At 28.0% G+C, this 21,941-nt stretch carries 23 protein-coding genes; 8 read left to right on the forward strand and 15 right to left on the reverse strand.

Annotated elements, in window-relative coordinates:
- Nucleotides 1-99 precede the first annotated feature (99 nt).
- Nucleotides 100-1,227: a substrate-binding domain-containing protein gene (locus tag ACKU4C_RS06585; RefSeq protein WP_321315496.1), complete on the forward strand. Its 1,128-nt coding sequence runs from the start codon at nt 100-102 to the stop codon at nt 1,225-1,227.
- A 36-nt stretch (nt 1,228-1,263) separates the two neighbouring features.
- Here the strand turns inward: ACKU4C_RS06585 and trpB are convergent, their stop codons facing one another.
- The 6 genes from trpB to ACKU4C_RS06615 form a co-directional block, all read right to left on the reverse strand.
- On the reverse strand, nt 1,264-2,478 hold the full coding sequence (gene trpB / locus ACKU4C_RS06590; RefSeq protein ID WP_321315500.1) for a tryptophan synthase subunit beta: 1,215 nt from the start codon (nt 2,476-2,478) through the stop codon (nt 1,264-1,266).
- Nucleotides 2,478-2,927, reverse strand: coding sequence for a hypothetical protein (locus tag ACKU4C_RS06595; RefSeq protein ID WP_321315502.1), 450 nt, complete (start codon nt 2,925-2,927; stop codon nt 2,478-2,480). Before ACKU4C_RS06595 ends, trpB begins: the two co-directional genes overlap by 1 nt.
- Nucleotides 2,928-3,031: 104 nt before the next feature.
- A complete protein-coding gene (locus ACKU4C_RS06600) occupies nt 3,032-3,454 on the reverse strand; it encodes an amino acid-binding protein (RefSeq protein ID WP_321315503.1) in 423 nt (140 codons plus the stop codon).
- Between the two features lies 1 nt (nt 3,455).
- On the reverse strand, nt 3,456-4,751 hold the full coding sequence (locus tag ACKU4C_RS06605) for a phenylacetate--CoA ligase (protein ID WP_321315505.1): 1,296 nt from the start codon (nt 4,749-4,751) through the stop codon (nt 3,456-3,458).
- Entirely contained in the window at nt 4,751-5,287 is a 537-nt protein-coding gene (locus ACKU4C_RS06610; RefSeq protein WP_321315507.1) for a 2-oxoacid:acceptor oxidoreductase family protein, read from the reverse strand. Before ACKU4C_RS06610 ends, ACKU4C_RS06605 begins: the two co-directional genes overlap by 1 nt.
- Nucleotides 5,284-7,104, reverse strand: coding sequence for a thiamine pyrophosphate-dependent enzyme (locus ACKU4C_RS06615; protein WP_321315509.1), 1,821 nt, complete (start codon nt 7,102-7,104; stop codon nt 5,284-5,286). The genes ACKU4C_RS06610 and ACKU4C_RS06615 overlap by 4 nt, the downstream gene beginning before the upstream one ends.
- A 460-nt stretch (nt 7,105-7,564) precedes the next feature.
- On the opposite strand from ACKU4C_RS06615, the gene ACKU4C_RS06620 reads away from it, so the two are divergent.
- Together ACKU4C_RS06620 and ACKU4C_RS06625 are read left to right on the forward strand one after the other, a co-directional pair.
- A complete protein-coding gene (locus tag ACKU4C_RS06620) occupies nt 7,565-7,735 on the forward strand; it encodes a symporter small accessory protein (RefSeq protein ID WP_321315511.1) in 171 nt (56 codons plus the stop codon).
- Nucleotides 7,735-9,369, forward strand: a complete 1,635-nt coding sequence (locus tag ACKU4C_RS06625; protein WP_321315512.1) for a sodium:solute symporter family protein — start codon at nt 7,735-7,737, stop codon at nt 9,367-9,369. Before ACKU4C_RS06620 ends, ACKU4C_RS06625 begins: the two co-directional genes overlap by 1 nt.
- A gap of 12 nt (nt 9,370-9,381) precedes the next feature.
- Here ACKU4C_RS06625 and ACKU4C_RS06630 read toward each other — a convergent pair whose 3' ends face one another.
- Entirely contained in the window at nt 9,382-9,774 is a 393-nt protein-coding gene (locus ACKU4C_RS06630; protein ID WP_321315515.1) for a hotdog domain-containing protein, read from the reverse strand.
- 126 nt (nt 9,775-9,900) lie between these two features.
- Nucleotides 9,901-11,028: a molecular chaperone DnaJ gene (gene dnaJ / locus ACKU4C_RS06635; protein ID WP_321315516.1), complete on the reverse strand. Its 1,128-nt coding sequence runs from the start codon at nt 11,026-11,028 to the stop codon at nt 9,901-9,903.
- Between the two features lie 71 nt (nt 11,029-11,099).
- On the opposite strand from dnaJ, the gene recR reads away from it, so the two are divergent.
- The 4 genes from recR to ACKU4C_RS06655 are packed head-to-tail and all read left to right on the forward strand — an operon-like array spanning nt 11,100 to nt 14,319.
- Nucleotides 11,100-11,672: a recombination mediator RecR gene (gene recR / locus ACKU4C_RS06640; protein ID WP_321315518.1), complete on the forward strand. Its 573-nt coding sequence runs from the start codon at nt 11,100-11,102 to the stop codon at nt 11,670-11,672.
- Entirely contained in the window at nt 11,672-11,845 is a 174-nt protein-coding gene (locus tag ACKU4C_RS06645; protein ID WP_321315520.1) for a uracil-DNA glycosylase, read from the forward strand. The genes recR and ACKU4C_RS06645 overlap by 1 nt, the downstream gene beginning before the upstream one ends.
- Nucleotides 11,845-13,344 carry a PAS domain-containing sensor histidine kinase gene (locus ACKU4C_RS06650; RefSeq protein WP_321315522.1) on the forward strand — a complete coding sequence of 500 codons (1,500 nt, stop codon included), beginning with the start codon at nt 11,845-11,847 and terminating at the stop codon, nt 13,342-13,344. The genes ACKU4C_RS06645 and ACKU4C_RS06650 overlap by 1 nt, the downstream gene beginning before the upstream one ends.
- A gap of 57 nt (nt 13,345-13,401) precedes the next feature.
- Nucleotides 13,402-14,319 (forward strand): dUTP diphosphatase, encoded by a 918-nt coding sequence (locus ACKU4C_RS06655; protein WP_321315523.1) that lies wholly within the window; start codon nt 13,402-13,404, stop codon nt 14,317-14,319.
- Between the two features lie 24 nt (nt 14,320-14,343).
- Here ACKU4C_RS06655 and ACKU4C_RS06660 read toward each other — a convergent pair whose 3' ends face one another.
- Nucleotides 14,344-15,507 (reverse strand): TsoY family (seleno)protein, encoded by a 1,164-nt coding sequence (locus tag ACKU4C_RS06660; RefSeq protein ID WP_321315525.1) that lies wholly within the window; start codon nt 15,505-15,507, stop codon nt 14,344-14,346.
- Nucleotides 15,508-15,657: 150 nt separating this feature from the next.
- On the opposite strand from ACKU4C_RS06660, the gene ACKU4C_RS06665 reads away from it, so the two are divergent.
- Entirely contained in the window at nt 15,658-16,497 is an 840-nt protein-coding gene (locus tag ACKU4C_RS06665; protein WP_321315527.1) for a GGDEF domain-containing protein, read from the forward strand.
- Between the two features lie 26 nt (nt 16,498-16,523).
- On the opposite strand, the gene ACKU4C_RS06670 is transcribed toward ACKU4C_RS06665, so the two are convergent.
- From ACKU4C_RS06670 to glmS, 6 genes are all read right to left on the reverse strand, one after another.
- Nucleotides 16,524-16,811, reverse strand: coding sequence for a c-type cytochrome (locus ACKU4C_RS06670; protein WP_321315528.1), 288 nt, complete (start codon nt 16,809-16,811; stop codon nt 16,524-16,526).
- Between the two features lie 126 nt (nt 16,812-16,937).
- Complete coding sequence (locus tag ACKU4C_RS06675) at nt 16,938-17,213, reverse strand: c-type cytochrome (protein WP_321315530.1); 276 nt, start codon at nt 17,211-17,213, stop codon at nt 16,938-16,940.
- Nucleotides 17,214-17,335: 122 nt separating this feature from the next.
- Nucleotides 17,336-18,913: an AMP-binding protein gene (locus ACKU4C_RS06680; RefSeq protein ID WP_321315532.1), complete on the reverse strand. Its 1,578-nt coding sequence runs from the start codon at nt 18,911-18,913 to the stop codon at nt 17,336-17,338.
- Between the two features lie 3 nt (nt 18,914-18,916).
- Complete coding sequence (locus ACKU4C_RS06685; protein ID WP_321315533.1) at nt 18,917-20,107, reverse strand: glutamate mutase L; 1,191 nt, start codon at nt 20,105-20,107, stop codon at nt 18,917-18,919.
- A complete protein-coding gene (locus ACKU4C_RS06690) occupies nt 20,104-21,468 on the reverse strand; it encodes a methylaspartate mutase (protein ID WP_321315535.1) in 1,365 nt (454 codons plus the stop codon). The genes ACKU4C_RS06685 and ACKU4C_RS06690 overlap by 4 nt, the downstream gene beginning before the upstream one ends.
- Entirely contained in the window at nt 21,465-21,878 is a 414-nt protein-coding gene (gene glmS, locus ACKU4C_RS06695) for a methylaspartate mutase subunit S (RefSeq protein ID WP_321315537.1), read from the reverse strand. Before glmS ends, ACKU4C_RS06690 begins: the two co-directional genes overlap by 4 nt.
- Between the last annotated feature and the right edge of the window lie 63 nt (nt 21,879-21,941).

The raw sequence follows: 21,941 nt of genomic DNA on the forward strand, positions 1-21,941 counted from the left end.
CTTACGTAGAGTATATTACAGTACAGTTACAATAGATGTAACCATTTAGTAATCACGCAGATTTAAAATTCACATTATCAAATATTAAAGGGTGTGTTTATGAATAGAAGAAATTTTCTTAAAAAAGGTTTAGGTTTAGGTGGTGCTGCATTAGTCGCACCAGCTATTGTTTCAAATACTATGGCATCATCAATGGAGTTAAACTTATATGCATGGTCTGATTATATCTCAGAAGATATGATTAAAGCATTTGAAAAAGAAACAGGGATTAAAGTTAATTTAACTACTTATGGTTCAAATGATGAAGTATTAAATAAATTAAGAGCTTCAAAAGGAAAAGGTTTTGATATTGTTATGCCATCTGTAACTTATGGTCAACAATGGTATAAACATAGACTTTTACAACCATTAGATTTAACAAAATTAGATGTTGCTGGTTGTGAGAAATCAATGTGGGATTCATCTGCATCTTTTGGTGGAGAGTTTAGAGGAAAAAGATATATAGTTCCATTTAACTGGGGAACTGAAGCAATTACTGTTAATACAGAAAAAATTGATGCAAAAGCAAATGAGGTTTCATATGGAGATTTATGGAAAGATAATTTAGATTCAAAAGTTACAGTTAGAGCTCATTCATCTTTAATAGGTGTTGGTTTATATCTTGATAGAATAGGAAAAGTTAAATCAAATAGAATGTTTGATACCTACAAAGATGAACAAACTATGAGAGATATTTATTCTAAAATTACTGATTATGTGATTGAACATAAAAATAATATTAGACAATTTTGGTCAAATGCCCAAGAAACAACAAATGCTTTTATGCAAAATGGTTGTGTAATAGGACAAACTTGGGATGGTCCAGCTATGAGAATGATGAGTGAAACTAATGGTAAAATCAAGTTTATGGCTCCAAAAGAGGGTGCTATTACATGGATGGATGGTATGGCTATTCCAAAAGGTGCAAAAAATGTATCTGCAGCATATGCGTGGATAAATTGGTATTATAATGGTGGAAAATCTGGAGCAATGCATGCAAATGCTTCAGGATATAACTCTTGTGCAGCGGGTGCATCAAAATATTTATCTGCTCAAGCTAAAACAAATTTTGAAGAGGCATATCCTGGTGATGCAATTAAAAATTTATGGTGGTATCCAGAAGAACCAACTTGGTTTGTAACAGTTAGAAATGAGTTTAGAGATAAACTTTTAGCTGCTGGTGTATAAGAAAATTTACAAAGGGTAAACTCCCTTTGTAATATATTAAAATTTTGCGTTTGGAATAGGGTAGTTCTCTACCACAAAATCAATATCTTTATCTCCTCTACCACTTAAATTAACTAAAATTGTTTTTTCTTTTGGTAAAGTTTTTGCAAGTTTCATTGCAAATGCTACTGCATGTGCAGATTCTAGTGCAGGAATAATACCTTCAAGTTGAGATAGTTTATAAAAAGCATCAACAGCTTCTTTATCATCACATAAGCCAACTTTTGTTCTTCCTATCTCTTTTAGATATGCATGTTCTGGACCAACTGATGGATAATCTATTCCTGAACCAATAGAATATACAGGAGCAGGTTCCCCTTTTTCATCTTTTAACATTATAGAATTGAAACCATGCATTACTCCCTCTTCTCCATAACTAAGTGTTGCAGAGTGTTCACCAATTTTCTCTCCTATTCCCATAGGTTCAACACCATAAAGATTTATATCTTTTTCATCAATAAAAGCTGAAAATATTCCCATAGCATTTGAACCACCACCTACACAAGCTACAATATTATCAGGTAATTTTTCTTCATGCTCTAAAAACTGCTCTTTTGATTCAAAACCAACTACACTTTGAAAATCCCTAACCATCATAGGGAAAGGATGAGGACCTACAACAGAACCAATACAATATATTGCTGTGTCAGCTTGAGATATATATGATTCAAAAGCTGAATCAACTGCCTCTTTTAATGTTTTAAGACCATGGGTAGCAGGTACTACTTTTGCTCCTAAAATTTTCATTCTTACTACATTTGGATGCTCTTTTTTTATATCAACTTCACCCATATGTATTTCACATTCTAATCCAAAATATGCTGCAGCTGTAGCTAAGGCAACTCCATGTTGACCAGCTCCTGTTTCTGCAATAACTTTTTTAAAGCCCATATGTTTTGCTAAAATAACTTCAGCCATACAGTGGTTTAATTTATGTGCACCTGAATGATTTAAGTCTTCTCTTTTTAGATAGATTTTTGCTCCACCACAATGCTGTGTTAAGTTCTTTGCAAAAGATATTGGTGTTGGTCTACCTTGGTAGTGTTTTCTTACATATTTTAACTCTTCAATAAACTTTGGGTCATTTTTTAATTTTTTATATTCTTCATTTATTTTGGCAAAAGGTTCTTCAAGAATTGGTGGTATAAAAGAACCTCCAAATTTACCAAAATATCCATTTTCATCAGGATGGTTATCCAAATAGTTAGACATTAATCTTTCTCCTCTTTTAAAAACTCTTTGAAATAGACTGCTCTGTCTTTGTCTCCAAATTTTCTTATTTTAAATACTTTTTTATATAGAAGATATTTTTCTACAATATTTAACTCTTTTATTTTGTTATAAATATTTAATACAAACTTGTGTTTTGTAGGAAGTATTTTATAATTTGCTTTTATAAAATAATCTTGAAACTCGTTAACCTCTTCAATAGAATTTAGTTCAAAATCATTAATAATAAGAAAATCAATCTCTTTTAATGTAAAATATTTTTGTATAGTGTTTGAAAAATATTTTAACAAAGCATTGATTTCATTATTTATTTTTGAGTTATAATCTGCATTTTGAAGATAGGAGTAAAGTTTTGGTTTACTTTTTCTCCAATTATAAAGTGTATTAACTTGTACTTCAAAAAGTTGACTTATCTCTTTTGGAGTTAACATTGGATATCCTCTTTAAAATAGTGATAAATTATATTCTAATAGTTGTTAATAAATCTTTACATTATTGATTTTTTTTAATAATGATAAAAAGAGAAAATCTCTTTTTATACATTCTTTAACAATTTAACTTTTGATTTTGCTAAAACTTTAGTTGCTTTTTCAAAATCATCAACTGAAACTTTAAAAATAAATGCTCCACTATTTGATGAATTAATAGTATAGGTGTAATCAACATTTATATTATTTTCTGTTAATACTGTTAATACTTCATTAAATGAACCAATATGATCATCAATTAAAACAGCAAAAACTTCTGTTGTGGTTGATGAAAAGCCATTATCATCCATAATCCTTTTTGCACTTTCTAAATCATCTACTAATAGTCTTAATATCCCAAACTCACTACCATCCACTAAATTTAAAGCTTTAATAGATATTTTATTTGTAGATAATATATTTGTTATATCAGTCAATTCACCTTTTTTATTTTCCAAAAAAATTGACAATTGTTTTATCGCATTTTTCATACTATTTCCTTTTATCTACTATTCTTATTGCTTTGCCTACACTTCTTTCTATACTTCTTGGTTCCACAAGTTTAACATCTGTTTTTATATAAAGATTAGTTAATAAATTATGTTGAATATCTTTCTTTATCTTTTCCATCTCTCCAATAGAATCCATCATTATTTCATCACTTATCTCAATTAATATATCTAATTTATCTAAATGACCTTTTTTTTCTATAATAATTTGGTAATTTAAACTTAGACCATCTGTTTGGGATATTACATGTTCTACTTGTGATGGGTAAACATTAACACCATTTATTATAATCATATCATCAACTCTACCAACAACACTCTCCATTCTAACAATAGTTCTTCCACATTCACATGGTGTTCTTATCAAAGATGTTATATCCCCAGTTCTATATCTAATTATTGGTAGGGCTTGTTTTGTTAATGAAGTTATTACAAGTTCACCTCTTTGACCATCTGGAAGTTGTTCTCCTGTTTTTGGATCTATAATTTCTGGATAAAAATGATCCTCAAATACATGTAGGTATTCAGATTTTTTGCAAGAACAGCTCACTCCAGGTCCTATTATTTCAGATAAACCATAAACTTCATGATAATCTATACCCCAAACTTTTGAAACCTCTTCTTTTAATCCTTTTGAAGTTGGTTCTGCTCCAAATATTCCTGCTTTTAATTTAAAATCATTTTTAAAACATGCACCAGATTTTGAAGCTATTTCTGCAATATGTAAAGCAAAAGAAGGAGTAGAAGCAAGAATTGTTGCCCCAAAATCTTTCATAAGCATAACTTGTCTATCTGTAAATCCACCAGAACTAGGAATAATAGTAGCTCCAATTTTTTCAGCACCATTATGAAGTCCTAAACCACCAGTAAATAGTCCATAGCCATATGCATTATGTACAATGTCATCTTGATTTGCACCAGCCATAGTAAAAACTCTAGCCATAACTTCATCCCAGACATCCATATCTTTTTTTGTATAACCGACAACTGTAGGTTTACCAGTAGTTCCTGATGAAGAATGAACTCTTACAATTTGACTCATAGGTACAGTAAATAAGCCAAAAGGGTAATGATCTCGTAAATCTTGTTTTTTTGTAAAAGGCAGTTTTTTTATATCATTTATATTTTTAATATCTGATGGAGTTATATTTAATTCATTAAATTTCTCTTTATAGAATGGAGTTAAATTATATACTCTTTCGACTGTTTCTTTTAATCTATCAGATTGTAATTTGGTTAATTCCTCTTTTGAAGCACATTCAATGTTATTCCAAATCATTATTTACCCTTTATATCATTAATTGCTTTTTCTAATACTTCAATATTTTGTTGTGCAACTTTTGGATTAAATTGTATTAAAGCCTCTTTCACATCATCTAAAGAAAATGGGAAATCTTCACATTTAGCTAAAACTACACCCAACATATAAACGTTTAAGCCTTGTATAGGAAACTCTTTATTTTTTGCTTTTTCAAAAGCATCTATTTGAAAAGTTTTTGCATCTAAATCATTATTAGGAAAACTATCTTCTGCATTTACAGCTAAAGAACCACCACTTTTTAAAAAGTTTATATTTCTTAAAGCTTCATTTTTTTCTAATCCGATTAATAGATCTGCTTGTGCCGAATCAATTATAGGATTAGTATAATTTCCTAATTTGATTGTACAAGATACTGCACCACCTCTTTGAGACATCCCATGGTTTTCTGTACCAAGACATGCAACATTTTTATTTCCTGCACAAAGTGCTAATATTTTTACTAAAAAAACAGAACCTTGACCACCAAATCCAGCTATTACTATTTGATATTTCATTTTTTCAAACTCCTTTCTTCATCTAAAACAAATGCTTCTGTTGGACAAACAACATTTAGACATGAACCACAACCAATACATAAGAAAGGATCAATTTCAATTTTTCCATCATCATTATATGACATAGGAGGGCATTTATAAACAGTAGTACATTGGTCACAAGCAATACATTCTTCCGGATTAACCTTAGAAAACTCTTGAGGCAAGTGTAGATTTACAATCTCTTTATCTAATACACAAAACTCTCTAACTACAGCAACAATTGGACCAGTAGCATTATCATATTTTTCTTTTATTTGTTTAAAGAAATTCATTGTTTGATTTATATCATTTGAATATTCATATTCGTATGTTTCTGCACCACAACCTTCTGCAACTTTTACTATATCAACTTCTCCATTTTGTCTTTGCGGTGGTTTTTGTCTCCCTGTCATTGCAACAACAGAATTATCTAGAATAACTAATAGAAATTTATGTTTTTGATACACAGCATTGATTAAAGGTGGAATACCTCCATGGAAAAATGTACTATCTCCAATTGTTGCAACAATATATTTATCTGGATCTGCAATTGAAAAACCACTAGCCATAGATACAGATGCACCCATACATAAAACAGTATCAATTGCACCTTGATTTATACCTAAAGTATAACATCCAATATCTGATGGATAAATAGATTTTTTCTTTTTAAAAACTTTCATAATAGAATAGTATACATCTCTATGTGGACATCCTGGACATAAATTTGGAGGTCTTGAAGGTATCTCTTCTTTATAAGGAATAGAAGGGTATAAGTTTTCACCTTTATATATTCCAAGTTTACTAAGAGCATCTTGTATATATACCTTTTGTAACTCATCGATAATATTCATTGTTAAGTCTAATCTTCCATGAACATTTGGTGCCATAATTTGCTCTTCGATACAGGCCATTGGTTCTTCAACTACTAGTATATGCTCGTAATTTTTAAATTGCTCTTTAATTTTATTTTCTGGAAGGGGATAAGGCATTTTAAATTTTATTATATCTGCTTCAATAGATAAATCATCTAAGGCTTCTTTTGCAAAGCCATAACCAGTACCTGAACTTAAAATTAATAACTTTCCACCTTTACACTTTTCAAACTCAGGCTTTATAAGTTTTTCCCAATTGTATTCTTTGATAGCATTAATTCTATCAATCATTTCATATCCCTGTCTAAGCCTACCTGCACGCGGTACTGCAGCCCATCTGGAAATATCTCTTTTAAATGAACCTTTTTGAGGAGTAAAATTGATTTTATCATCAACTTCAACAATCTGTCTTGCATGACATACTCTCATAACTGGTCTTAGCATTGTTGGTGTTTGAAATTTTTCAGATATTTCTGCAGCTAAACTTACAAAATCATAAGCATCTTGTGGTGTTGCTGGATCTAAAACAGGTATTTTTGCAAATTTAGCAAAAACTCTACTGTCTTGCTCTGTTTGCGAAGAGTGAAAGCCAGGATCATCAGCAACAATTAAAATAAATGCTCCCAAGTTACCTATATATGCTGCACTCATAAGTGCATCACCTGCAACATTCAATCCAACTTGCTTCATAGTAGCAGCAGCTCTTCTACCTGTCATAGCTCCTGCATATGCAACTTCAAACCCAACTTTTTCATTTGTTGCCCATTGTGCATACAAATCTAAATCATATTGAGCTTTTAACTTTTGAACATTAGTCAATATTTCACTTGATGGTGTTCCAGGGTATCCTGAAACCATATCAATATTAGAATGAATCATACCCAATGCTATTGCATCATTACCCATTAATGTTTGTTTCATATTCTTCCCATATATTAAAAATTTCAAATATTATACATATAGTTCTATTTATTAAGCTTTAAATAATTATTTTTCACAAATATTAAAATAAATTAAAATAATTAGAATAAAAAAGTAAATATTTTAATTAATATTTATAAATATTTTAAAAATTTAATTATCAAAATATAATTATTATAGAAAAAAATTAAGTTTTAAAGTTTATTTAATTTTTGATTGTATACAAATTTTGAAATTTGTTAAAAAATATACTTAATTTAACTAAAAAATATAAAAAGTTATTTTTATATGTAGATATTTTTAATTATTTAAATATTATAAATTAAATAATTTAATTATTGTATATTTTTTAACTAATATTCTCTACTACAACCAATAATTTAATTTTCTTTATATAAATGTAATTATAAATAATATAAAATTTTTTTAAGTTTTATTTAAAATAACTAGGGAGAATAATATGAATGGAGCAGATTTTGGTGTAAATTTAGCTTTTTGGCTAACTATACTTTCAACTATTTTGTGTGTATGGTATGGAACAAAAAATTGGAATAATGATGGGGTTTCAAGTTTAGATAGGAAACAAAAAACTTGGGCAAAAGTTGAAGATAAAATTGATGAAGGATTATAATGGGGATTTTTGAAAATATTATTATAATTATTTACTTAGCAACTGTTGGTTATTTAGGTTTTCTTGGATATAAAAAAACAAAAACTACAAGTGATTATTTAGTTGCAGGAAGAGATACTCATCCTTTTATAATGGCTTTATCTTATGGCGCAACATTTATATCAACTGCTGCTATTGTTGGTTTTGGTGGTGTTGCTGCTTGGCTTGGTAATTCTTTACTTTGGCTTACTTTTTTTAATATTATAATTGGTATTTTTGTTGCTTTTGTTTTTTTAGGTAATCCTACTAGACAAATGGGATATAGATTAAATGCACATACATTTCCAGAATTTTTAGCCAAAAGATACGATTCTAAGTTTATACAAATCTTTGGAGGAGTAATTATTTTACTTTTTATGCCATTATATGCAACAGCAGTCCTTATAGGTGGTACACATTTTCTTACTTTATATTTTAATGTAGATTATCATTCAGCTTTACTTGTTTTTTCTGTAATTATAACAGCATATGTAATTGCTGGTGGATTAAAAGGGGTTATGTTAACTGATGCTTTACAAGGTTCTATCATGTTTATAGCAATGATTATCTTATTATATTTTACTTTTGATTCACTAGGTGGAGTTCAAACTGCATTTACAAAACTAAATAATGTTTGGGATCTTACTATAAATCCATTAAATTCAAAACCTTTAAATGAATTAATACCTGGGAGTCCAGATTTTATGATGAAGTTATCAACACTTTGGGGCTTTAAGGGTTGGAATCAGATGCCCACTTTTTTAAGTGAGGGGTGGCTATTTGTAATAACTACAATAACTTTAGGTGTAGGTATAGGTGTATTAGCCCAGCCTCAATTGATAGTTAGATTTATGACTGTTAAATCTAAAAAAGAATTAAATAGAGCAGTTCTAATAGGTGGATTGTTTATTGTATGTATGACTGGAATTATATTTGTAGTTGGTAGTTTAACAAATGCTTGGTATTTTGAATTTAATGGAGGTAAAAATGCTTTACAAAGTGCAGGTAGTATTGGAAAAGTTATACCACATTTTATAAATACTGCAATGCCAAAATGGTTTAGTTTTATTTTTTTATTCGCTTTAATTAGTGCAGCAATGTCTACTCTATCTTCTCAATTTCATACAATGGGTACTGCTGTAGGAAGAGATTTAATAGAACAGATTAGTTCAAAAGGAAATTCAGTATTTGTTACAAGAGTAGGTATCGTTATAGTTATTTTAATATCTGTTTGTTTAGCATATTTTTTCGATAAGCAACCTGCAATTATTGCAAGAAGTACAGCAATATTTTTTGCATTATGTGCATCTATTTTTTTGCCATCATTTATTGCTGCTTTATTTTGGAAAAGAATGACTAAAATAGCGGCAATATCATCAATGTTAGTTGGATTTGTAAGTTCATCTTTTTGGCTTTTGTTTGTTCATTTTAAAGAAGCAAAAGAATTAGGTCTTGCTAAAGCTTTATTTGGTGTGGATTCTATTTTGAGTGGGAAAATCATTTTTGTTGATGCTTTAATTATTGCATTACCTTTATCAATTATAACAGCAATAATTGTATCATTTATAACTAAACCTATGAATAATAAACATTTAAATAAATGTTTTGGTTCTTAATCTAAAGAGAGATTATTTCTCTTTAGATTTAGGAAATATCTTATCTCTATCTGCCAAAATATGTTTCGTTGGACGTTTATTGAAATCTAAAGCCACAACTACAATCTCATCCACTGAGACAATTATTTTATTTGTTGTTTTATTTTTAATTTCACATCTAACTGTTATAGATGTTTGCCCAGTTTTAATTAGTTCAGTTCCAATAACAACAATATCACCAATATTAGCAGGACTTTTAAAGTATACTTCACTCATTTTTACTGTTGCAAGTCTTTGGGTATCTAAAAGTTGTGCAGCAAAAATAATAACTTCTTCATCAATCCAAGATATTGCTTGGCCACCAAAAAGTATCCCTGCAGCATTTAAATGGGGATACATTACCATTCGTTGAGAATTGTATAGCAAAATAAGCCTTTTTTATTATATTTATACAATAATGAATTTAATAAAGTAATTAAAAAAAATAATAAGGGATAAAATTTAATTTTAAAAAGAGTAAAGACTTCACTTAAATAGAAGTCTTTACGAAGTTTATTTAAACCAACCTTTTACTTTGTCAAACATATTTTCAAAGTTAGATTCGTGAGGTTTACTTTCAAGACCAAAACTCTCTTGCAGTTTTTCTAAAAGCTCTTTTTGTTCGTTATTTAATGTTTTAGGATAAGTAATTTTAATTTGTACAATTAAGTCACCTTTTCCATAACCTTGAACTGATTTTACACCTTCACCTTCAAATTTAAATTGCTCTTTATCTTTTGTTCCTGCAGGGATTTTTAATTGTAATTCTCCCCTTAAACCAGGAATTTTAATTTTTGCACCAAGGGCAACTTGTGTAAAGAAGATAGGAACTTCTAAATAGATATCATCACCATGTCTGATAAAATGAGAATCCTCTTTTACATTTATTTGTAAATATAAGTCTCCTCTTTGACCATTTGGAGCAATATTCCCTCTATTTGAAACTCTGATTCTATTTCCATCATTTACACCTTCTGGAATTGAAACATCAAATTTATCTTCTTTTTCTTTATAACCAAGTCCATTACAAGTACCACATTTATCTGTAGCAGCTTGACCTGTACCTTGACAGTGTGGACATGTTTGAGCAAAAGTCATAAACCCTTGTCTCATATGGATTTGACCTTGTCCTTGACAATGTGGACAAGTACTTAACTTACCATCTTTTGCTCCTGTTCCTTTACAGTCAGGACAAGCATCTTTATATGTATATTTAATCTCTTTTTTTGTTCCAAAAACAGCTTCATTAAATTCTACACTAACTTCAACAGCAATATCCAGATTATAATTGTATGTTTTTCTCTCTCTTCTGCTTGAGCCTCCAAAACCACCGAAGCCTCCGCCTCCAAACATCTCTTCAAATATAGAACTAATGTCATCAAAACCACCAGAGAAACCTCCACCTTGTCCATGACCTTCTAATCCAGCTTTACCATATCTGTCATAGATAGCTCTTTTTTCATCATCACTTAATACTTGATAAGCTTCATTTACAGCTTTAAATTTCTCTTCAGCATCTGTATCATCAGGGTTTTTATCTGGATGATATTTCATTGCCATTTTTCTGTAAGCTTTTTTAATAGTACTCTTATCACTATCTTTAGTAACCTCTAATAATTCATAATAGTCTAATTCAGTCAATTACTAACTCCTAAATCAATATTTTGGGCGATTTTATCTAAAATCCCATTAAGATTTGATATAATAATTTTATGAAAAAAGGTTTAGAAAAGTTTTATGATTTGGTTGATGCTTTTGAAAGCCTCCCAACAATAGGTAAAAAATCGGCATTAAGACTTGCATATCATATAATTATGAATGACAATTATTGTGGTATAAAAATAGCTCATAGTATTGAAAATGCATTAAATAGTATTCAAAGATGTATAAAATGTGGTTCAATGAGTGAACATGAAATATGTGAAGTTTGTTTAGATGAAACAAGACAAAGAGAAAAAGTTTGTATCGTACAAAGTGCCAAAGACATATTTATAATAGAAGAATCAAAACAATTTGATGGGTTATATTTTGTAATTGAAGAATTAGACCCAGATTCTTTAGATAGACTACTTAGTTTTATTAGTGAAAATCAAACAAAAGATGTACTTTTTGCTATCACTCCATCTTTATCCAATGATGCATTTATTTTATATATAGAAGATAAATTAAAAGATAAAGATATAACATTTACAAAAATCGCACAAGGTGTTCCTACAGGAGTTAGTTTAGAAAATGTTGATATCTTATCTTTAGCAAAAGCAATTCAAAGTAAAGTGGATATTTAATGGAAAAAAGAATAGTTTGTCAAAAATGTATATATTATTTTGTAACATGGCAACCAACTAAACCACATGGTTGTAAAGCATACGGTTTTAAATCTCAACTTATTCCTTCAGTTGTAGTTAAAAACAGTAGTGGAAGTGATTGTTCATTTTTTCAATTAAAGAATAGTAATTAATGAAAATAGTAAAACTTAATAACTATTTTAATTCATTAAATCAAAAAAATCAAAAAATTAAATTATTAAAGATGTGGTTGACAAAACCTGATATTTTTAAAATTTTGAAAAAACATAATGTTAATTTTGATTTATTTGTAAAAAAATATGCTTTAAGTATTGTTAATCATTTTACTAATTTTGATGAGAAGCTAATTTTAGAAAATATTGAAAGAGTTGATGATTTTGTAAAGTATTTAAAAGAACATGATATTTTATTAGTAGAACTATTTAATATCTGTAATGGATTAAAAGAAACTTTTATAGAGTATTTCTATGAGGAAGATTTATTTGAACTTCAGATTGTTAAAGAGATTAATTATGTTTATGAAAAAAGTTTTTCTAATATATTAAATAAGTATACTCAAGTTAATAAAAAGATTGAAAATAAACTTATTAGAAAAGATGATATTATAGATAAGTTTATCATTATGACTAAATATGATCTTGAAGGTAAAGTAATTGATGTATCAAGTGCATTTTGTGATATTTCAGGATATACAAAAGAAGAGATTATTGGAAAATCTTTTAGGGAAATCAAACATCCAGATTTAGATGAAGATACTTTGAAAGATATAGAAAAATCTATGCAAAATGGGAAAACTTGGCATGGAGAGATGAAAAATAAAGATAAATTTGATGCTACATATTGGGTTGATGCTACTTTTACTCCTGTATATGATGAAAAAGGAAATGTATTATATATAGATTCTATACGTCAAGATATTACAACTAAAAAAGAGTTAGAAGAACAACAATCCATACTAATTGAACAATCAAAATCTGCTGCTATAGGGGAGATGATCTCTATGATTGCACATCAATGGAGACAACCTTTACAAGCAGTTTCTATTTTAATTCAGAAATTACCTTTAACAAAAATGCAAGATGGAAATATTAGTGATGAACTTCTTTCTCAAGTAGTTGAAAATGTCACATCTCAACTAGAATATATGAGTAAAACAATTGATGATTTTAGAGACTATTTTCTGCCTGATAAACCAAAAGAGAAAATTTTTATTAAAGATTTAATAGAAAAAACGATGGATTTTTTAGGATTTATGTTAAAAAATGATGGCATAAAAATAGAAACTATAATAAAAGATAACATCAGTTTAGAGATATATGTAAATGAAATAATACAAGTGTTTATTAATATAATTAAAAATGCAAGAGATATATTAGTTGAAAAATCAATTAAAAATAGTCAAATAATAATTGAAGCTTATAAAGATAATTCATTTTTAAATATATCTATAGAAGATAATGCTGGTGGTATTCCAAATAAGATAATTAATAAAGTTTTTGAACCATATTTTTCTACAAAAGATAATAGAAATGGTACCGGTTTAGGTTTGTATATGTGTAAAACAATTATTGAAAAACAGAGTTTAGGTTCATTAAGTGTAGAAAACACTGATTTAGGAGCTAAATTTATAATTAAGTTACCAATATCATAAATAAAGTGATTTTACAGTAAAATATTCACCTTATTTACTTAATTTAGGAGTAGAAATTTGTTATATAAAGAGTTAAAAGATAGTATAAAAGCGCTAGGGTTCCCGTCAATAGAGGATTTTGTACATTATATTGGAGTTACTCCATCAGATATATTAGAATGGGAAGAGAAAGATGATATTCCTTATACAGTTTCATTGATTATTCATTTATTAAAAGGGGATAAAAACCTGCCTAATAATAAAACTTTAGATAATTTAGTTGAGGAGTGTTTACCTTTAGCAGAGCTTTTAGAAGAGGCCTCATCATTTCCTCATAAATTAGAAGAGATGTTTCTACTACAAAAAGAGTTAAATGATTCAACAAACGGTAAAAACTGGGAATTAGGTGTTAATAAATTTGGTAAAGAGATTAATTGGCTTAGATGTATCCATATGGAGGTTGCAGAATTAATTGAATCTACACCTTGGAAACATTGGAAAAACATTAATGCTGAACCTGATATGAACAATATTCATGTAGAATTAGTAGATATTTGGCATTTTTTGATGTCTTATATTTTACAAGAAACAAATGTACCAAAAGCTGTATCTTTAGTAAATACACATTGTATTTATGAAGCTTTAGAAGAGATTGATGTTAAATCTATGGTTAAAGAAGCAGAAAAATTATCTTATATTTCATTAGCTATTGAGACTGGAAATATGCCTACTTTTAGTGGAGTTGAAAGATTTATTGATCAATTCTTTAGATGTTGTAAAATCTCTGGTTTATCATTTAATTGGCTTCAGAAACTATATATTGGTAAAAACTGTTTAAATAAATTTAGACAAGACCATGGATATAAAGAGGGAACTTATACTAAAATCTGGAATGGTGACGAAGATAATGTAGTTATGGTTTCTATATTAGAAAAAATGGAAGATGTAAGTTTTAAAGATTTATATGAAAAATTAGAAAGTAATTATCCTGGATAAATAGAACCAAAAGGTTCTATTTATTTAAAATTTAAATTTAGACTTTAATACGAAAAACACTTTTGCTGTTTTAAATTGAACAAATATAAATGGCAACATAAGTATTAAAAATATTATTGAATACTTGTCAACTACACCATTAAATGCTAGTCCAAAATTTAGAAAAAACATTCCAAAAACAAAAAATGCAACTCCTGGGCAAATTAAAGCAAAAGATATTGAAGATTTATCATCTTTAGAATAGATGTATTTATCAAAATAACCATTCGCTTTCATAACTTTATAACCTAATATCCCAAATATAATCTCTAATGAAAGAATCGAAGTAGTTAAAGTAAATAAAGAAGATTTATCTATTGGAGAATTAAAATTATGGTCTAAACCAAAAGATACTCTAATCATCATAATTCCTAAAAGTGTTAAAATTGGTAAAAGAATCCATAATGATGGTGATGCTTCTAAAGATATCCCTTGTTCAAACATATTTTTAAATCCCATTGTAATTTTTATAATTACAAGTAAAATTGCAAAAGAAGCAAAGAATAGGGCACCGAAAATACCAATTGCATTAACTGTTAAATTATGACTCATAGCTCCAGGGGCTGCAAAACCAACAGCAATCATAGATAAAGAAAATATTGAAATCATTTGAGATAAATTATTGTTTTTTGTAAAATCAAAGTCACCTGTTGTTAATAATCTCGAAAAGTATTCAAATGAGATTTTAAGTGCATAAAAACCAGCAACCATAAAACCTAAAAGTGCAAAAGGAAACATATACTCAACAATTGACCAAAGATTTGGTACAAAAACTGCTCCTAAAACAAAACAAACATTAATAGTCATTGCAAATGTTAAAGGTATAGTCATAAGTGTAATTTCTGCATTAGAATTTAATAAATTCTTATATGAATCAGTTTTTTTATACATATTAAATTGTTTTATATTCCAAATTAATAATTTAAAATGAAAAAAAGCAAAAAGTATAATAAAAACTAAAGCAAATACTATAACAAAAGATAACCAAGTTCCTTTTATAAGTTCAGGATATATATGGTTAAATGTTGGCATAGGTGTATCTTTGTGTGGAACCAAAAACATAAGATACATAAAAAATGAGACAGAAAGTCCACCAGCTCCTAGTGATGATAAAAAACACATAGGATCAAATTTTTCTCTTAATTGCATAATTGTCCTTTAAAATTTAAGAAATTTTGTTGAATAATACATTAATAAATATTAAAAGTAGATAAGTATTTTAATAAGTAATTCTTATAAATAAAAATAAAATTTATTGATATTTATATTGCTTATAGTAATTTATTGATATTATTTCATATGTACAAAATTTCAGTAAACAAAGAACTTTTTAAAGATATACTATATAAAAAAGCTACTATATTAGAAAAAGAAACTTCATTATACTGGAAAAAAGAATTACTCCAACCAATTATTCAAGAAGATAGAATTAAATATACTATAAAACAATTAGATAAAGTGACTATTACAAATGGTTTAGGTGAAGATAAACCCCAATTAATTATTGAATGCAAAAAAATAGATTATTCTTTTAAAAATGATATTTTTGAATTTCATTTTGGAAAAATTTTAGAACAAAAAAATACAGATATACAAGAAGATTATAAAGATAATTTAATAGAACAGTTAATGAGAGAGAAAGCTTTACTAGAAGATAAAATGCATAGAGATCATTTAACTGATGTTTACAATAGAAGAAAAATGGAAGCAGACTTAAATATTTACATTAATCAAAATAATAGTAGAGACCTTTGTGCAATATTTATTGATGCAGATAGATTTAAAGGGATAAATGATAACTTTGGACATGATGCAGGCGATAGGGTTTTATCTTTACTTGGTGAAAAACTAAAGAAACATGCAATAGGTTTAAATGGCCAAGTTTATAGATATGGTGGGGAAGAGTTTATTATATTATGTTTTATAGATAAAGAGAACTTAATTATTAAACTAAATGAATTAAGAGCAGATATTAAATCTCAAAGAATCTATCATCCTAGAAGGGATATTTCTATTACTGTTAGTATGGGAATCTCATTTTATAGAAATTGCAAATCAAAAGATGAAATGATAAAAAAAGCTGATAATAATGTTTATAAAGCAAAAGCTAATGGTAGAGATAGAATAGAGTTTGAATAAGTATAGAGTAGGGAGTTCCTACTCTATTATTTTATTATAAAATCAGCAATAGCCTGAATATCTGCGTCAGATAATCCTGCTGCTTGTGGTTTCATAATAGCTTTCATAGGTCCACCATAAGATCCATCTTGATAACCTTTCATTGCTGCTACAAAATCAGCTTTTGACATATCTTTTATAATTTTAGATTTACCTAATGCCACTTTTTCCCCATTTGCTCCATGACATTGTACACATTTTGTATAAAGTTCAGTTGCACTTGAAAATGAAATTGAACATGCTACAACAGTCACAGCCATTACTAATTTTTTCATAGATTTCCTTTTTTTCTTTTTTAGTTGAAATTATTTTAATATAAGTTCACTAATATTTTTATTTAATTCTCAATAAAGATATAAAAAAATAAAAATTTTCAATAATCAAAAGAAAATAATAAATTATTATTTACCAATTTGATTTGCAATAGCATTAATATCATCATCACTTAAATTATTTACTTGCCCTTTCATCATACCTTTTAAGGCTCCACCATAAGTGCCATTTTTATAACCATTTAAAGATTCGATTATTTCTGCTTTTGTCATATCTTTAATAATTTTTGATTTTCCTAATGCACTTTTCTCACCATTTGCTCCATGACATGCTACGCACTTAGTATATGGATTAGCAAATATTGTTGATGCTAATATTGTAGTTAATACAATTACTTTTTTCATTTTCAATCCTTTTTTTATTTAATTTAAAAATTATAGATTAAAAAAATTATAAAAAAATAGACCTAGGTCAAGTAATTGTATTTTTTTTAAATTATGTACAGTAAAATTTACTGTACTATAATTTAATTAACTTTATCTAAAAGTTCAGCTTTTAATTCTTCTTTATTGATTTTATTTCTATCGCTAGGTACTAAAGGAAGTGATTTTTTATAAATGATTTTACTTGGAATCATATAAGATGCTAAATGTTTTTTTAATTCAAAAGTTATCTCTTTTGGAGCGATTTCACTTCTTGCACTATATACCATTACAATCTCTTCTTCTATTTCAGAGTTAGGAATAGAAAAGATTGCACATTGTTCAATCATTGGTAGATTTTTTCTAACTACAGATTCTATTTCAAGTGGACTCACTCTAAAACCTCTAGTTTTAATCATATCATCACGTCTAGAAACAAAATAGAAATACCCCTCTTCATCTTTATAAACATAATCTCCTGTTGCAACAACTATCTCATCTCTTAGTTGTCCCTCTAGGTTAATTACATCTTTTAATATTTGTATTGATTTGAATCTTTGAGAAGTTTCTTCAGGGGCATTCCAAAAACCTTTGTAGATATATCCACCTCTATGAATAAGTTCTCCAACTTCTCTTGATTTACACTCTTTTCCTTCTTCATTTATAACATAAAGTTCAACATCAGGAATAGCTTTTCCAATAGATTCTGGTCTAATATTTATTTGTGAAGGATCTAAATAAGTTGATCTAAAAGCTTCTGTTAATCCATGCATAGAATAAAAGTCAACATTTGTAAAATATTTTTTAACTTTTTGAACCATTTTTGATGTTACATTTCCACCAGAAGAGGTCATAGTTTTTATATTTGATAAAAGTTCAGGACTAGGAAGTCTATGCTCATCTTCATCAAACATTGATGTAATAGTTACAGGCATAAGTGCAACAACCGTAACTTTATCATTTATTAAATGATTGAAAAAATCTCCAGGTAATATAAATCTATGTAAAGCTAAGGTTGCTCTTTTATATAAAGAACAAAAGATTTGATTTAGTCCATAATCTAGATTAAAAATTAATACCCCAGATAATACATCATCTTCTTCTAAATTTAGATATTGTGATACAACTCTGGCACTATCAATTAGATTTCTATGAGATATTACAATTCCTTTTGGTGTACCAGTTAAGCCAAATGAATAAGTAATAACTGCATTATCATGTCCATTTACTTCATATGTATAAGGTTTATTGTAGTATTTAAATATCTCTTCAAAAGAAGGAATATCCTTATGTGTTGTTTCATAAGAGATAATATGACCATCAAAAGCAATCTCTTCTATAGACTCAAGTTTTACTCTATCAGTTATAATGCATCTAATATCACAATCATTTATAATATATTCTACTTGTTCACTTTTAAGTAATCTTGTAAGTGGTACAAGTACATAATTGGTAGATAGAATAGCAAGTATTGCTATAACTTGGTCTATACCTTTTTTAGAATAGATTCCAACTCTACTACCTTTTGGAAGGTCTAATTCATTTAGATAAAAGGCTACTTGATTTACTTTTGCAAAAAGCTCTTTATATGTAATACTCTTATCATCATGTTTAATAGCAATTTTATCTGGATGAGATAAATTTGCATCTTCAATAAGTGCTCTAATACAATTAATTGACATCATTTATCCTTTATTCATACCCAAAGTCCAGATATCATAATTTAAATCCATTACAACAGCTGGTTTATGGCCTGAGTTTAATATTTTTTGATAGAAGAATGATACAATATCTTCTATCTCCTCTTTTTTTAAGACTTTAGTTATTCCACCCGTTAAAACAATGGAATTTAAAGATAAAAGTTTTAAATTTATATATGCTTTTCTATATGTTGATACCTTACATAATACTAAGAATATCGCAAGTTGCATTAGTATTCTTGTCGCTTTTTCACTGTTTTCATTAAAAATATTTTCCGTAACTTTTAAATGAGCTAAAAGTTCATATACAAACTCATTGTTTTTTGCAGCAAAGATTAAAGACTCTTTTGATTTATATACTCCAAGTTTTTTAAATACTAATCTATCATATTCATTTTCGGTTACCATATTTTCATCAACTAAATCTTTAGAATAGTGAATATCTGTTGTAGCTCCACCAATATCAATCAAAATAAATGGGTTAGCAACAGCAAATTTAGTACCAACCAAAGGGAGAGTTTTATTTACAATATATGGTGTAGAGTATATTTGGTTTGAAGTGATTTCATATAAATGTTTAATATCATCTTTACCCATAATATCAGCTTGGTAAAGGTTTGTTAAATACTCTTTTAAATACTCCTCTTCAACATGAAGTCTATCAGTTATAATATTTGGTAAAACAACTAAGTTCTCTATGTTTTGTTGCAGATAACTGCTATCTTGTTTACTTCCAACATAAACTATATTTGAGTAATTAATTTTTTCTAAATAAGAGAAAAGTTTTTCATCAAAAATATTTGATACAGAATCAATACCCCCTACAAGAATAACAACATCAATTAAATCACTTGGAACAGATGTTTTTTCAATATCTTTGTATAAAACTGTATCAATAATATTGATTCCAGAATTAAAAGCAATATTTGTAGCAAATTTAAGTGAAAAAGAGTTAGTAATACCTATGATTAAAGTACTTAATCCACCATTTGCAGATGAACATATAAATACATCATCTTTATGATAATTATGAATAGTTTCACCACATTTATAAGTTAAGTCATCAAATATATCTTTATTAAAGTCTCTAAAATGTTGTTCAACTTTTTGAGGAGTACAAACTTTAAAATATGTACTTCCTACATCTATTAATAGTTTTTCATTTATTTCACTCATTGCATAATCCCTATATCATGAATAATATCATTAACAATTGATGTTGTATCTTTTGTTAAATCACATTTAGATTTTTCATATTCAAAACATTTATCAGGAATTGGAACTTTTCCTCTATCTATGATTCTAATATTTTTATTTCTATCTCTAATAGTTATCATATTATTATGATTAATAATATGAGGTGAAAAAGGTACATCTATTATTCCATTTTTAATAGAGTTAAATACTTTTCTCCATAAGGTATCAGCATTATCATTGAATACTGCTTCCATTATTGCCATAACTTCAGCTGTTAAGTTTTCCTCTTCCTCTTCATCTGTAATTTTAGGTAAACCATTTAAAATTCTTAGTAAGTACTGTGTATTTGCAACAGTTTCTGCATTTGCTTCTTTTGTAGGTATTCCTGAAGCCTCTTGTTTTGTTTTTGTAATAATTTTATCTGCCCCAACCATAGAAGCAATAGCTGTACTCATACTAATTAACTGTGTTGCATAGTTTTGATCCTCAGGGAAAGCTCCCATCCATTGATGATACACTAAGTGTATTTGAGCATCTGCGCAATCAATCTCTTGGGCATAGTATTTAGCTAGCTTTCTAATAACATTTCCCATAACTATATCTTGGTTTACTGAACCACTTTGTGAAAATGATACAGAGAAAGATTTTACTCCCTCTTCAAGAGATAATAACATCTCTAAAAGCTGAATTACTATTGTAATGCAAGGTGGAACTAATGTTGCTGTTAAAGGACCAAAAGATTCTCTATTTATTGGTTCATTTAGTTTTGAATAGTTTGCACATACTCTTTCTACATATTTCCAATATAAAAATGCCTTGTCTAATGGAAAGTTTTTAGAGTAGGGCAAAAGATAAGTGATTGGACCACCCTCTACCTCAAAAATTCCTGAAGCAATTGCTGTTTCAATCAATAATCTTGCATCAGGTGTACCATGTCTTAAAGAGATTGGTTTATTAAAATGAGTCATCATTTTTCTTGTTGTTCTATACCCATGGTTAATTAGTGGATAACCATTTAACATATCAACTTCACTCTCTTCACTGAGTCTAAGCATCTTTTCAGATGTCGCATAATCATTAAGTCTTGTATTTGAATCAATTGTACATGGTAAAACATCTACATTAGCTTTATCAAAAAACTCATAAAGAGCAAACATCTTATTGTATGTAGGAAAACCACCCCTTGGTTGTACAAGCATTTTGTTTTTGGTTTTAAAGTTGTGTGATATAAAAAGATCTTTTGAAGCATTTTTAACAAAATCTTCTACTTCTGCAAAGTCAAAATTATCAACATATTCATTACTTAATATGATATTTCTTTCTTCTTGTAGTAAACTCATTTTTTATTCTCTTCCAGAAATTTTTCTAATTGATCTAGTCCAGTATTTAAATCGACTTGATGGAATACTAAATCAAAACCATAATTTTTAAATCTAGGCACAATATCATCAGCATTCCCTGTACCAACAACAAGGTTCCCACCTATCATAAAAACAACATTATCTAGAAGAGAGCCATACTTAGCTTTAAGAACTTTTACTTCTCTACACCAACCCTCAGCCTCACCATTTAATGATGAGATTAATAATATATCAGCATTTGTTTCAATCACTGCATCAACAAACTCCTCAAGATATGTATTAACTCCTAAGTTAAATACCTCAAAGCCTCTAGCTTGTAGTGATAGTTCAATTAGTCTATTTGCAACGACGTGTATATCGTTACCTACTACTCCTGTTACTACTTTCATCTATCTACCTAATTTTTATTCTTTTAAAAGGCAATTAGGATATCTAAACTTTGGTTAGAATTT

This window comes from Halarcobacter sp. (assembly GCF_963676935.1).
Lineage (GTDB): Bacteria > Campylobacterota > Campylobacteria > Campylobacterales > Arcobacteraceae > Halarcobacter.